This window comes from Aquabacterium sp. (assembly GCF_036279655.1).
GTDB lineage: Bacteria > Pseudomonadota > Gammaproteobacteria > Burkholderiales > Burkholderiaceae_C > Aquabacterium.
Genome location: NZ_DASUIT010000154.1, coordinates 1 through 12,843 on the forward strand (window position 1 = coordinate 1; position 12,843 = coordinate 12,843).

The window sequence follows — 12,843 nt, forward strand, 5'->3', positions numbered from 1 at the left end:
CAGTCCAGGGCGCCTTTTTTCCACTCGTAGATGAAACCTACGACCAGAATGCCCAGGAACAGCATGATGGCCCAGAAGCCCACGGCACCGATCTCACGCAGGGACACCGCCCAGGGGAACAGGAACGCGATTTCCAGGTCGAAGAGGATGAAGAGGATGGCCACCAGGTAATAGCGCACATCGAACTTCATGCGGGCGTCTTCGAAAGCTTCGAAGCCGCACTCGTAAGGGGAGTTCTTGGCCTCGTCGGGACGACGAGGGCCGAGCAGGAAGCCCAGCAGTTGGGGCGCCACACCGACGCCAATGCCCACCAACACGAAGAGGATGACGGGAAGGTATTGCTCAAGGCTGAACATGGATCAGATCCCTTTGCTGCCCAAGATCAAGGAAAAACACGCAACAAAAAAGCGCGCTGGGAGTCTAGCGTGCCGAACATGACAGTTCGGGCCAAACCCTCAACGCGCCCACTTGAGTCTTGCGTACAACGACCTTTGCCAGAACGCAAGCGGGGTGCAACACCCGACCCAAACGACTGAACATCGACCTGACCAACCAAATGCATGCAAAACAGGCTGATCATGGTGGCACGAAGACTCTGTTGAATTCTCTGGTGCCGACGGCGAGACTCGAACTCGCACAGCTTTCGCCACTACCCCCTCAAGATAGCGTGTCTACCAATTTCACCACGTCGGCAAAACAGGCCGTTAAGCCTGCTTGTTGTTCGCTTCAGCTTGCATGAGGTCTCGCTCACTGAAGACTTAGATTGTAACCCGAATTTCGGGCCATTCTGTTTGAAACAGTTCAAGGAACAGCAAAACAGCACAGGTCAGGGCTGCGGGGGGCGCCTCAAAGCACGCCCACCCTACCCTCGGATCACTGCTTGGGGATCAGCGCCGCACCAGAAGCCACAGCCGATGCCGCAGAGGCCGCCACAGGTGAGGACGGCGCCAGCAGGGCCGCACTCGCCGCCTGATCCAGCACGCTGCCCTTGGGTGCCTGAGGGCGGCTGTTGCCCATGTAGGCCAGCGCCAGGGTGCTAGCAAAGAAGAAGGTGGCCGCCACAGCGGTGGACTTGGACAGCACATTGGCACTGCCGGTCGCGCCAAAGAGGCTACCCGAAGCACCACTGCCGAAGGAAGCACCCATGTCGGCGCCCTTGCCATGCTGCACCAGCACCAGGCCGATGATGGCCAACGCCGACAGCACCTGGATGACCAGGGCCAGCGTCAAAAAAAGTTGTTGCATGAAATCGAACTCCTGAACCAATGAATCACGCCGCCACTCAGGCCGCGCGGGCGATGGCCGCAAAGTCGGCCGCCTTCAAGGCCGCACCGCCGATCAGACCACCGTCGATGTCCGCTTGCGCGAACAGTTCGGCAGCGTTGTCGGGCTTGACCGAACCGCCATAGAGCAAAGGAACGCCAGCCGCCTGGGCCTGGGCGGACCGGAGCTGCGCACGCAGGAAAGCGTGCACAGCCTGAGCCTGCTCGGGCGAAGCCGTCTTGCCGGTACCGATGGCCCACACCGGCTCATAAGCCACCACGATCTGACTGAGCTGTTCACCCAGCGTGTCAATGACAGCTTTGAGCTGACGCCCCACCACCGCCTCGGTCTGACCCGCCTCACGCTCCGCCAGGGTCTCCCCCACGCAGACGATGGGAATCAGACCATGCGACAGCGCAGCCTTGGCCTTGTCGGCCACCAACTGATCACTCTCAGCGTGGTAGCTGCGACGCTCGGAGTGCCCGACGATGGCGTACTTCGCACCGAACTCGCGAACCATCGGACCGGAGACCTCACCCGTGAAGGCGCCCTGCGCCTGCACGGAGAGGTCCTGCGTCCCCACGGCGATGGCCGAGCCCTGCAGGGCGGCAGCCACGTCCGACAGGAACACAAAGGGCGGACACACCGCCACATCGGCCCGCGGCGCCGTGGCCGCCAGATCGGCAGCCAGGAGGCCCTGGATCAGTTCGGCATTGAAGGCGCGGCTGCCGTGCAGCTTCCAGTTACCAACAACCAGCTTCTTCATGACGATCACTGCTGTTGCTGTTGAGCCTGGTCATCCGCACCACCGGCCTGCACCGATTCGGCAGGCTGCTGTTCGGCACGGGGGGCGCGCTCGCGACGCTCACCTCGGTCGCCGCGATCACCGCGGTCGCCACGGGGGCCACGATCACCGCGGGGGCCGCGATCGCCACGCTCTTCACGCTCGGGCATGCCCTCAGGGCGCTCCAGCAAGGCCTTCATGGACAGCTTGACGCGGCCCTTCTCGTCGGTCTCGAGAACCTTGACCTTGACGATTTGACCTTCCTTGAGATAGTCGGCCACATTTTCGACACGCTCGTGGGCGATCTGGCTGATGTGCAGCAGACCATCCTTGCCGGGCAGCAGATTGACCAGGGCACCAAAGTCGAACAGCTTGGTGACGGCGCCTTCGTAGGTCTTGCCGATCTCGACTTCGGCCGTGATCTCGTTGATGCGCTTGATGGCGAAGTCGGCCTTCTCGGCATCGGTGGAGGCGATGGTGATGACGCCGTCTTCCGCGATGTTGATCTGGCAACCGGTTTCCTCGCACAGACCACGGATGGTCGCGCCGCCCTTGCCGATCACATCACGGATCTTCTCGGGGTTGATCTTGAGGGTGTACAGGCGAGGCGCGAACTCGGAGACCTCGGTGTTGGCACCGGCCATGGCTTCGGTCATCTTGCCCAGGATGTGCAGGCGGGCTTCCTTGGCCTGAGCCAGGGCGACCTGCATGATTTCCTTGGTGATGCCCTGGATCTTGATGTCCATCTGCAGAGCGGTGATGCCGCCCGTGGTGCCGGCCACCTTGAAGTCCATGTCGCCCAGGTGATCTTCATCGCCCAGGATGTCGGTCAGGACGGCGAACTTGTTGCCTTCCTTGATCAGACCCATGGCGATGCCGGCCACGTGGGCCTTCATGGGCACGCCGGCGTCCATCAGGGCCAGGCAGCCGCCGCACACGGAAGCCATCGACGAGGAGCCGTTGGATTCAGTGATCTCGGAGACCACGCGCACGGTGTAGGCGAACTCGTCCTTCGGGGGCAGCAGCGGCACCAGCGAACGCTTGGCCAAGCGGCCGTGGCCGATTTCGCGGCGCTTGGGGGTGCCGACACGCCCCGTCTCGCCGGTGGCGAACGGAGGCATGTTGTAGTGGAACAGGAAGGTGTCACGGAAGTCACCCGTCAGGGCGTCAATGCGCTGAGCATCCTGCTCGGTGCCGAGCGTGGCCACGACCAGCGCCTGGGTTTCACCACGGGTGAACAGGGCCGAACCGTGCACGCGGGGCAGCACGCCCGTGCGGATCTCGATGGGACGCACGGTGCGGGTGTCGCGACCGTCGATGCGAGGCTCGCCAGCCAGGATCTGGCTGCGCACGATCTTGGCTTCGATGTCGAACAGCATGTTCTCGACCTTGACAGCATCAAAGGCGATGCCCTCTTCGGTCAGTGCGGTCTTGACTTCGGCGTAGGCCAGACGGCAAGCGTGCGTGCGCGCCTGCTTGGAGCGGATCTGGTAGGCAGCGCGCAGCTTTTCTTCAGCCAGAGCGTTGACCTTGTTGATGAACGCTTCGTCCTTGGCGGGCGGCAGCCAGTCCCAGGCCGGCTTGCCAGCGTCACGCACCAGATCGTGAATGGCGTTGATGGCGATATTGCCTTGCTCGTGACCAAAGACCACACCACCCAGCATCACGTCTTCGGACAACTGGTCAGCTTCGGACTCGACCATCAGCACGGCGGTTTCGGTACCGGCCACGATCAGGTCCATCTTGGACTCGGGCATCTGGGCCGGGCTGGGGTTCAGCACGTACTCGCCGTTGATGTAGCCCACACGTGCGGCGCCGATGGGGCCGTTGAAGGGGATGCCCGAGATCGACAGCGCGGCGCTGGAGGCGATCATGGCGGCGATGTCGGAGGACACCTCGGGGTTGAGCGACACCACATGGATGACCAGCTGCACTTCGTTGTAGAAGCCTTCGGGGAACAGCGGACGGATGGGGCGATCGATCAGGCGCGAGGTCAGGGTCTCGTGCTCGGAGGGCTTGGCTTCACGCTTGAAGAAGCTGCCAGGGATCTTGCCTGCGGCGTAGGTCTTCTCGATGTAGTCGACGGTCAGGGGGAAGAAATCCTGGCCGGCCTTGGCGGTCTTGGCGCACACCACGGTGGCCAGCACCACGGTACCTTCGATGTCGACCAGCACGGCGCCCGTCGATTGACGCGCAATTTCGCCGGTTTCCATGGTGACGGTACGGCCGCCCCACTGGAAGGTCTTGGTGACTTTGTTGAACATGGTCATGGAAGAGTTCTCCGTTTTTGACGGGCGCGCTCATGGCGCCCATGTGATGCCGTCACTCTGTCGCGATGCCATTCCAGCGGGGCTGACAAGCTCAGGCCCGTTGGAATGACACAGCGTTCGCTGAATGGAGTGGCTGGCGTGAAAAGACAAAAAGCCTGTGCTGGAGACGACCAGACAGGCTTTTTGTCATCATGAGGCAATTACTTGCGCAGGCCCAGCTTCTGGATCAGAGCGGCGTAACGATCGTAGTCGCGATCCTTGAGGTAGTCCAGCAGCTTGCGGCGACGGCTGACCATGCGCAGCAGACCGCGACGACCGTGGTGGTCCTTCTTGTGGGTCTTGAAGTGGGGGGTCAGCTCATTGATGCGAGCGGTCAGCAGGGCCACTTGCACTTCAGGAGAGCCGGTGTCATTGGCGGAACGAGCGTTCGACTTGACGATCTCGGCGGTTTTCAGATCTGCAACAGACATGTTGTTTCCTAGGGATGCAGACCGCAGCGCCCACCACAAACAGCCGGGCACCTTGGTTTCTGCGTTGAACTTGCGGCACCGGGTGAAACCGACTCGGGCCGTGCGAAAAATGCTCGAAATGCCTGCCACCGGGGCAACCCGGCCTCATGTCGTTTCGAACAACTGACTATTCTAGCAGCCTTTCCAGCGCGTCGTAAACCAGGCCACCACGGCGCATTGACCGCAGCCCCCTTCAAGCCTCACTGAGATCCCAGCGTGGCCTGACATCAAAGACTGGCTCGGTGCTCAAGGCAGCCAGCCCGGTCTGCAGGCGCATGGCGGCGGCCAGGGCGATCATGGCGCCGTTGTCTGTGCACAGGTGCAGCTCCGGGTAATGCACGCGCACGCCACGGCGCGCACACGCCTTGTCCAGTTGCTCGCGCAGTGACTTGTTGGCGCCAACCCCACCGGCCACCACCATGCGCTTGAGGCCCGTGCTCTTCAAGGCAGCCAGCGACTTCTTGACCAGCACCTCCACGATCGCCGCCTGGGTGGATGCTGCCAGGTCCGCCAGCGTGGCCTGGGCATCCGCAGCCGCCAGCCCTTCGGCGTTGTCCAGCAGACTCAAGCGCACCAAATGGGTGCGCACCGCCGTCTTCAGCCCCGCAAAAGAAAAGTCCAGATTGCCGCTGTGCAGCATGGGGCGAGGCAGATCGAAGGCGTCGGCACGCCCCCCCTCCGCCAACCGGGAGAGGTGCGGGCCGCCCGGGTAAGGCAACCCCATCAGCTTGGCCGACTTGTCAAAGGCCTCGCCAGCGGCATCGTCCACGGTCTCGCCCAGCATCTCGTAGCACCCCACCCCGTCGACCCGCATCAACTGGGTGTGTCCGCCGGACACCAGCAAGGCCACAAAGGGAAACTCGGGCGGATCCGCCGACAGGAAGGGCGACAGCAGATGCCCCTCCAGGTGGTGCACTCCCAGCAAAGGCTTGCCCAGCGCCGTGCCCAGTGCACACGCCACGCCCGCCCCCACCAGCAGCGCACCCGCCAGGCCAGGGCCACGGGTGTAGGCCACCAGGTCCACATCCCGCATGGTCTTGCCCGCTTCTTGCAACACCTGCCGGGCCAGCGGCACCACACGGCGAATGTGATCGCGCGAGGCCAGCTCGGGCACCACGCCGCCGTAGGCCTGGTGCATGTCGATCTGGCTGTGCAGCGCGTGGGCCAGCAAACGGGGCGTCCCGCCGCCAGGCGTCAGCTCGACCAGCGCAACACCGGTTTCATCACACGAGGACTCCACCCCCAGAATCAGTGGGGCCAGACCCACACGCCCTCCTTCGGGGCTCACGGAAGTTGCAAATTCACTCATGCCGCCAGTGTAGGCCCGGCGCACTTGTTGCATGATGCGCCCCATGACTGAGGACGCGCGCAAACTTCGCCTGGTGATTGTTCTGCCTGTCACCTTGTCCGTCGAACCCGACGATGACGAGGTGGCCGAGGTGGAGCGCTCGCGCATCCTGCGCCTGGCGCTGCTGGAGTCCGGCTACAACGTTGTGGCCACCTTGCCAGGCGATGCCTTCCTGCCCGATCGCCTGTCTCAGATCCAGCCCGATCTGATCGTGGTCGACGCCGAGTCACAAGGCCGGGACATCCTGGAGCATGTGGTCATGGCCACACGCGATGAACGCCGCCCCATCGTGATGTTCTCGGACGACGAGGACACCAGCTACCTGCGTCGCGCGATCGCGGCCGGCGTATCGGCCTATGTGGCCACCGGGGTGCCCACGGACCACGTCAAGCCTGTGATCGATGTGGCCATGGCACGCTTCGAGCACGAAGAGCAATTGCGGCGTGAGCTGGCCGATGCCCGCAACCAGCTCGAAGAGCGCAAGGTCATCGACCGCGCCAAGGGTCTGCTCATGACCCGCCAGGGCCTGAGCGAACAAGAAGCCTATGCCCGGCTGCGCAAGGCCGCCATGGACAAGGGCATCAAGCTGGCCGATGTGGCGCAGCGACTGATCGACGCGGCCGACTTGCTGGGCTGAACCGGCAGCGCGCTCGCGCACCACAACGACGCGATCAGACCTGGCACACCGTTTGCATTGGTACATGCAAGCAAAGTCAACGGCGACTTTGCGTGTCTTGGGTACCCAACGATGGGTCCCGAGCTTCCGACAAAGGTGTCATCGAATGAGGTATTGCGCCCACCAGCGCGATGCTCCTTCGACGACACCTTTTTTGTTTTCGCAAACAGGAAAGCTTGCACCATGAACTCGCAGGATCTGAAAATGACCCGCCGCACCATCTTGAAGACCGCAGCCGCCGCCACCGCCGCCGGCGCTGTGCCTGGACTCCAGTCCGCAGTCTGGGCCGCCGGCTCAGACAAGCCCGAGCTGGAAGAAGTCAAGATCGGTTTCATCCCCCTGACCGATTGCGCCTCGGTCGTGATGGCCTCCGTGCTGGGCTTCGACAAGAAGTACGGCATCAAGATCATCCCCACCAAGGAAGCCTCCTGGGCGGGCGTGCGAGACAAACTGGTGAATGGCGACCTGCACATGGCCCATGTGCTGTACGGCCTGATCTATGGCGTGCAGATGGGCATCGGCGGCCCCAAGAAGGACATGGCCGTGCTGATGAACCTGAACCACAACGGTCAGGCCATCACCCTGTCCAAGAAGGTGGCCGATGCAGGCGGCAAGGACGGTGCATCCCTGGCCAAGCTGATGGCCACGGACAAGCGCGATTACACCTTTGCGCAGACTTTCCCCACCGGCACGCATGCCATGTGGCTGTACTACTGGCTGGCCAGCTACGGCGTCAACCCGATGAAGGATGCCAAGGTCATCACCGTGCCGCCGCCGCAGATGGTGGCCAATATGCGCGTGGGCAACATGGATGGATTCTGCGTGGGCGAGCCCTGGAACCACCGCGCCATCATGGACGGCATCGGCATCACCGCCACCACCACCCAGGAAATCTGGAAAGACCACCCCGAAAAGGTGCTGGGCTGCACCGACGAGTTCGTCACCAAGTACCCCAACACGGCGCGTGCCGTGATCATGGCCATCCTCGAGGCCGGCCGCTGGATCGATTCGGGCCTGCAGAACAAGCTCAAGATGGCCGAGACCATCTCGGCCAAGTCCTACGTCAACACCGGCGTGGACGCCATCAACCAGCGCATCCTGGGCCGCTACCAGAACGGCCTGGGCAAGACCTGGGACGATCCCAACCACATGAAGTTCTTCAACGACGGCACGGTCAACTTCCCGTACCTGAGCGATGGCATGTGGTTCCTGACGCAGCACAAGCGCTGGGGCCTGCTCAAGGACCACCCCGACTACCTGGCCGTGGCCAAGCAGGTCAACAAGGTGGACCTGTACAAGCAGGCCGCCAGTGCACTGAAAGTGAACATCCCCAAGGATGTCATGCGCACCACCAAGATGATCGACGGCGTGACCTGGGATGGCAAGGATCCCAAGAAGTACGCCGACGGCTTCAAGGTCAAGGCCTGACGCCCACGCACCGTTTGTGCACCCTGCCCGATTCGACGTTTTCGCCAAAAAAACCACTGAGTCCCGCTGAGACCCGACCCCGGGGCGCCCTTGAAGGCACCGGACGGAGCCCCCGCTCCGACCCAGGTCATCCCTCGAATGGATGGCCCCGCTGGTCAACTTTTTGCAGACATCGAATCGGGCAGGCCCTGCGCTTTGCTCACATTGTTTGACCCCGACTTCAGGAGTCCACCATGGTCAGTGCCGTCTTTCACAGCCCCCTGGATGCCCGCGACGCCCTCAAGGCCAGCCAGGCTGCCGCTACCCCCATCGCTGTTTCCTCCCCCATGACATCCGCCACCGCAGTTGCGCCCAAGAGTTCGGCACCCGCCCCCACCGCTCCGCCCAAAGCCCCTGTGGACTGGTCGGGGTTGGCGTTCAAGATCCTGTCCCCGATGGCCGGCCTGGCCCTGCTGGTAGGCATCTGGGCGCTGCTGACCATCAAGGGCGATGGCGCCTTCCCCACACCCAAGGTGACCTGGGATGCCGCCGTCGTGCTGTTCTCCGACCCCTTCTACAGCAATGGCCCCAATGACCAAGGCATCGGCTGGAACATCCTGTTCTCGCTGCAGCGCGTGGCCATGGGATTTGGTCTGGCCGCACTGGTGGGCATCCCCATGGGCTTCATCATCGGTCGCTTCCAGGTGATCAGCAGCATGCTCAACCCCATCATCAGCCTGCTGCGCCCGGTCTCGCCCCTGGCCTGGCTGCCCATCGGCCTGCTGGTGTTCAAGTCGGCCGACCCGGCCGCCATCTGGACCATCTTCATCTGCTCGATCTGGCCCATGATCATCAACACCGCCGTGGGCGTGCAGCGCGTGCCCGAGGACTACCTCAACGTGGCCAAGGTGCTCAACCTCAGCGAGTGGAAGATCGTCACCAAGATCTTGTTTCCCTCGGTGCTGCCCTACATGCTGACCGGCGTGCGCCTGTCGGTGGGCACGGCCTGGCTGGTGATCGTCGCGGCTGAAATGCTGACCGGCGGTGTGGGCATTGGCTTCTGGGTCTGGGACGAGTGGAACAACCTGAACGTGCAGCACATCATCATCGCCATCTTCGTGATCGGCATCGTCGGCCTGCTGCTGGAAAACGCCCTGGTGGCCGTCGCCAAGCGCTTCAGCTTCGAATAACCCGCACCCTTTCAAGGAGTTCCGTCATGAGCCAGTTCATCGACATCCACGGCGCCGAGATGGTGTTCGACACCAAGAAGGGGCGTTTCCATGCCCTGCGCGAGATCAATCTGGGCATCGACAAGGGCGAGTTCATCGCCTTGATCGGGCACTCCGGCTGTGGCAAGTCCACCTTGCTGAACCTGATCGCCGGCCTGCTCACCCCCACCAGCGGTGGTCTGATCTGTGACAACAAGGAGATCGCCGCCCCCGGCCCCGAGCGCGCCGTGGTGTTCCAGAACCACTCGCTGCTGCCCTGGCTGACTTGCTACCAGAACGTCTACCTGGCCGTCGAGCGGGTGTTTGGCGGCAAGGAGACCAAGGAGCAACTCAAGAAGCGCACCCTGGACGCACTGGACCTGGTGGGCATGAGCCACGCCGTCTACAAGCGCCCCAACGAGATCTCCGGCGGCATGAAGCAGCGCGTGGGCATTGCCCGGGCGCTGGCCATGGAGCCCAAGGTGCTGTTGATGGATGAGCCCTTTGGCGCCCTGGATGCACTCACCCGCGCCCACCTGCAGGACGAGTTGCTCAAGATCGTGGCCCGTACCAAGAGCACCGTGGTCATGGTGACCCACGACGTGGACGAGGCCGTGCTGCTGTCCGACCGGATCGTGATGATGACCAATGGCCCGGCAGCCACCATCGGCGAGATCCTGAGCGTGCCCCTGGCCCGCCCACGCAACCGCGTCGCCCTGGCGGAGGACCCCACCTACATCCACTGTCGCAAGGCGGTGCTGGACTTCCTCTACACCCGCCATGGCGTGGCGGACAAGCAAGCGGCCTGATCACGGCCCCGACGCCCCGCAGGATCTGGCACGCTGATTGCTAGATTCAAAGCGGGATCCGATGTTCGCCAGACCGTCGGGTCCTCCTCAGCGGGGGTCAGTGGAACCGCGAAACTCCACAGACCTCTTTAGCGCCCTCGGGTCTCAGGCCCGAGGGCGTCTTTTTTTTCAGACCCGCCAGACGCCGCGGCGAGCCAGCACCAGGAACAGTGCACCAGCACCAATCATGGGCACGCACAGCCACTGGCCCATGCTCATGTTCAGCGCCAGCAGGCCCAGGAAGTTGTCCGGTTCACGGAAGTACTCGGCGATGAAGCGGAAGCTGCCATAGCCGATCAGGAACCACGCCGACACGGCCCCCAGAGGGCGAGGCTTGCGTCCATACCACCACAAAAGTGCGAAAAGCAACACACCTTCCAGCGCGAATTGATAGAGCTGCGAGGGATGGCGCGGCAGATCACCCGCGCCACGGAACACCATGCCCCAGGGCAAGGTGGGATCGGCCAGACGCCCCCACAACTCGCCATTGATGAAGTTGCCGATGCGGCCCGCCGCCAGCCCCACGGGCACACAGGGCGCCACCAGATCGGCCACTTCGAAAAAGTGCCGCCGCGTGCGCCAGGCGTAGTACCCCATGGCCACGATCACACCCAGCAGGCCACCATGGAAGGCCATGCCCCCCTGCCAGACCGCCAGGATCTCCATGGGGTGGGAGAAGTAGTAGTCGGGCTTGTAGAACAGCACATAGCCCAAGCGCCCCCCCAGCACCACACCCAGCACGCCCGCAAAGAGCATGTCCTCGATCTCCTGGCGCTGCCAGCCTGAGGTTGAAAACGGCGGCCTGGCCACGCGTCGCATGGCCAGCAGGTAGAACATCGTGAACGCGGCCAGGTAGGTCAGGCCATACCAGTGCACCTGCAGCGGGCCCAACTGCAGGGCGATCGGGTCAATGTGTGGATGGATCAGCATGGGGCGAACGATAACTCAAGAGCACGTACTCACTGCCCTGAGCGAGCGAGATCGGCACACTCACGCTGATACCATCGGGGCATGAATCCGAGCACCATCCAGATGATCGGCGCGGCCCTGTTTGCCATCGCCCTGCTGCACACCTTCTCCACCAAATTCTTCGAACACCTGGCGCACACCCGCCCAGCCCATGCCGGACTGTGGCACCTGCTCGGCGAAGTCGAGGTTGTCTTCGGTTTCTGGGCTCTCGTGCTGGTGCTGTTCATGTTCGGCGTGCAGGGCAAGGAAGCTGCCACCGAGTATCTGGACACCCGCAATTTCACTGAGCCGCTGTTTGTGTTCGCCATCATGGTGACAGCGGCCAGCAAGCCGATCACGCAGTTGGCGGCGCGGCTCACCCGGATGCTGGCTCGACTGATCCCCCTGCCCTCGGCCATGGGCTTTGTCTTCGTAGCCCTGGCGGCGGTGCCCATGATGGGCTCCTTCATCACCGAGCCTGCCGCCATGACCCTGGCCGCCCTGTTGCTGCGCGATGGCCTGTACCAGCGCACCATCTCGACCCGGCTCAAGTACGCCGTGCTGGGGGTGCTGTTCGTGAACGTGTCGATTGGCGGCACGCTGACCCCATATGCGGCGCCCCCCGTGTTGATGGTGGCCAGCGCCTGGGGCTGGGACCTGGGCTTCATGTTCAGCCACTTCGGCTGGAAGGCCGCCCTGGCGGTCGTGATCAATGCAGGCACCATCACTCTGCTGTTCGCACGTGAACTCAAGGCGCTGCCGCCAGCCGCTGCCACCCAGGAGGCCTACCCGCCCCTGCTGGTGACCGTGATCCACCTGGCCTTCCTGTCGGGCATCGTGATCTTTGCCCACCACCCGGCGGTGTTCCTGGGCATGTTCCTTTTCTTCCTGGGCTTCACCGCCGCCTATGAACGCTACCAATCGCCCTTGATCCTGCGTGAAGGTCTGCTGGTGGCCTTTTTCCTGGCCGGGCTGGTGGTGCTGGGCGGGCAGCAGAGCTGGTGGCTCGAACCCTTGTTGCTGAGCATGGACGCCAACGCCGTGTTCTTTGGCGCCACGGCGCTGACCGCCATCACCGACAACGCGGCCTTGACCTACCTGGGCTCGCTCGTACCGGGTCTGAGTGACGAGTTCAAATATGCCCTGGTGGCTGGCGCCGTCACGGGTGGTGGTCTGACCATCATTGCCAATGCCCCCAACCCGGCGGGAGCCTCGATCCTCAAGGGCCACTTCGACGACGAGGCCATCCACGCCGGTGGTCTCTTCCTGGCCGCACTGGGACCGACCCTGGTGGCCTTGCTGGCCTTCAAGCTGCTCTGAGCCGTCCTTTGTCCGATGAGACCATAAAAGGTTCTTCGCGGGCTACCGGGGCCGCTTTCCATGTGCAGCGCATCTTGTGTTTTTCGGTGCAGCGCGGGGCGCGGGGTGAAGGGGCACGCGGCCGGGCTGGCTCAGCCCGCGTCCCGCGTTGCATCGACAAAACGCGCGTCCAGTGGCCCCACACACCCCTGAAATGTGTGAGGAATAAAAAAAGCCGCTCAAACCGAGCGGCTTTTTTATGTGTGCAGTGCGAGCCAAAGAT

General features: G+C 63.2%; 12 protein-coding genes and 1 tRNA gene. 5 read left to right on the forward strand and 8 right to left on the reverse strand.

Translation table 11 applies throughout. The features are described 5' to 3' along the window. From VFW84_RS16295 to tsaD, 7 genes are all read right to left on the reverse strand, one after another. On the reverse strand, positions 1-356 hold a 356-nt coding region (locus VFW84_RS16295; protein ID WP_329681522.1), incomplete at its 3' end, for an NADH-quinone oxidoreductase subunit A. 252 nt (positions 357-608) lie between these two features. After that, a tRNA-Leu gene (locus VFW84_RS16300) sits at positions 609-693 on the reverse strand. Positions 694-873: 180 nt separating this feature from the next. Next, positions 874-1,245, reverse strand: coding sequence for a preprotein translocase subunit SecG (gene secG / locus VFW84_RS16305; protein WP_329681523.1), 372 nt, complete (start codon positions 1,243-1,245; stop codon positions 874-876). A 37-nt stretch (positions 1,246-1,282) separates the two neighbouring features. Continuing rightward, the gene (gene tpiA, locus VFW84_RS16310; protein ID WP_414639027.1) at positions 1,283-2,038 is read right to left on the reverse strand and encodes a triose-phosphate isomerase; all 756 of its coding nucleotides are present in this window, start codon (positions 2,036-2,038) and stop codon (positions 1,283-1,285) included. Then, positions 2,035-4,317 (reverse strand): polyribonucleotide nucleotidyltransferase, encoded by a 2,283-nt coding sequence (gene pnp, locus VFW84_RS16315; protein WP_329681525.1) that lies wholly within the window; start codon positions 4,315-4,317, stop codon positions 2,035-2,037. The genes tpiA and pnp overlap by 4 nt, the downstream gene beginning before the upstream one ends. 200 nt (positions 4,318-4,517) lie before the next feature. Continuing rightward, positions 4,518-4,787, reverse strand: a complete 270-nt coding sequence (gene rpsO, locus VFW84_RS16320; protein ID WP_329681526.1) for a 30S ribosomal protein S15 — start codon at positions 4,785-4,787, stop codon at positions 4,518-4,520. Positions 4,788-5,019: 232 nt separating this feature from the next. Next, on the reverse strand, positions 5,020-6,135 hold the full coding sequence (tsaD, locus tag VFW84_RS16325) for a tRNA (adenosine(37)-N6)-threonylcarbamoyltransferase complex transferase subunit TsaD (protein WP_329681547.1): 1,116 nt from the start codon (positions 6,133-6,135) through the stop codon (positions 5,020-5,022). Between the two features lie 43 nt (positions 6,136-6,178). Between tsaD and VFW84_RS16330 the strand changes: the two genes are divergently transcribed. From VFW84_RS16330 to VFW84_RS16345, 4 genes are all read left to right on the forward strand, one after another. Continuing rightward, complete coding sequence (locus VFW84_RS16330; protein WP_329681527.1) at positions 6,179-6,811, forward strand: ANTAR domain-containing response regulator; 633 nt, start codon at positions 6,179-6,181, stop codon at positions 6,809-6,811. Between the two features lie 243 nt (positions 6,812-7,054). Beyond that, positions 7,055-8,278 (forward strand): CmpA/NrtA family ABC transporter substrate-binding protein, encoded by a 1,224-nt coding sequence (locus VFW84_RS16335; RefSeq protein WP_414639028.1) that lies wholly within the window; start codon positions 7,055-7,057, stop codon positions 8,276-8,278. Between the two features lie 233 nt (positions 8,279-8,511). Beyond that, positions 8,512-9,447, forward strand: coding sequence for a nitrate ABC transporter permease (gene ntrB, locus VFW84_RS16340; protein ID WP_329681529.1), 936 nt, complete (start codon positions 8,512-8,514; stop codon positions 9,445-9,447). Between the two features lie 26 nt (positions 9,448-9,473). Next, entirely contained in the window at positions 9,474-10,274 is an 801-nt protein-coding gene (locus VFW84_RS16345) for an ABC transporter ATP-binding protein (protein WP_329681530.1), read from the forward strand. Positions 10,275-10,442: 168 nt separating this feature from the next. On the opposite strand, the gene lgt is transcribed toward VFW84_RS16345, so the two are convergent. Next, positions 10,443-11,243, reverse strand: coding sequence for a prolipoprotein diacylglyceryl transferase (gene lgt / locus VFW84_RS16350; RefSeq protein WP_329681531.1), 801 nt, complete (start codon positions 11,241-11,243; stop codon positions 10,443-10,445). Between the two features lie 81 nt (positions 11,244-11,324). Here lgt and VFW84_RS16355 point away from each other — a divergent pair, with 81 nt between their 5' ends. Next, positions 11,325-12,581: a putative Na+/H+ antiporter gene (locus tag VFW84_RS16355; protein ID WP_329681532.1), complete on the forward strand. Its 1,257-nt coding sequence runs from the start codon at positions 11,325-11,327 to the stop codon at positions 12,579-12,581. Positions 12,582-12,843: the final 262 nt, after the last annotated feature.

Coding starts and splice junctions, on each gene's coding strand:
- secG (WP_329681523.1), bottom strand. CDS start 1,245: ATGCAACAACTTTTTTTGACGCTGGCCCTGGTCATCCAGGTGCTGTCG.
- pnp (WP_329681525.1), bottom strand. CDS start 4,317: ATGACCATGTTCAACAAAGTCACCAAGACCTTCCAGTGGGGCGGCCGT.
- rpsO (WP_329681526.1), bottom strand. CDS start 4,787: ATGTCTGTTGCAGATCTGAAAACCGCCGAGATCGTCAAGTCGAACGCT.
- tsaD (WP_329681547.1), bottom strand. CDS start 6,135: ATGAGTGAATTTGCAACTTCCGTGAGCCCCGAAGGAGGGCGTGTGGGT.
- VFW84_RS16330 (WP_329681527.1), top strand. CDS start 6,179: ATGACTGAGGACGCGCGCAAACTTCGCCTGGTGATTGTTCTGCCTGTC.
- VFW84_RS16335 (WP_414639028.1), top strand. CDS start 7,055: ATGACCCGCCGCACCATCTTGAAGACCGCAGCCGCCGCCACCGCCGCC.
- ntrB (WP_329681529.1), top strand. CDS start 8,512: ATGGTCAGTGCCGTCTTTCACAGCCCCCTGGATGCCCGCGACGCCCTC.
- VFW84_RS16345 (WP_329681530.1), top strand. CDS start 9,474: ATGAGCCAGTTCATCGACATCCACGGCGCCGAGATGGTGTTCGACACC.
- lgt (WP_329681531.1), bottom strand. CDS start 11,243: ATGCTGATCCATCCACACATTGACCCGATCGCCCTGCAGTTGGGCCCG.
- VFW84_RS16355 (WP_329681532.1), top strand. CDS start 11,325: ATGAATCCGAGCACCATCCAGATGATCGGCGCGGCCCTGTTTGCCATC.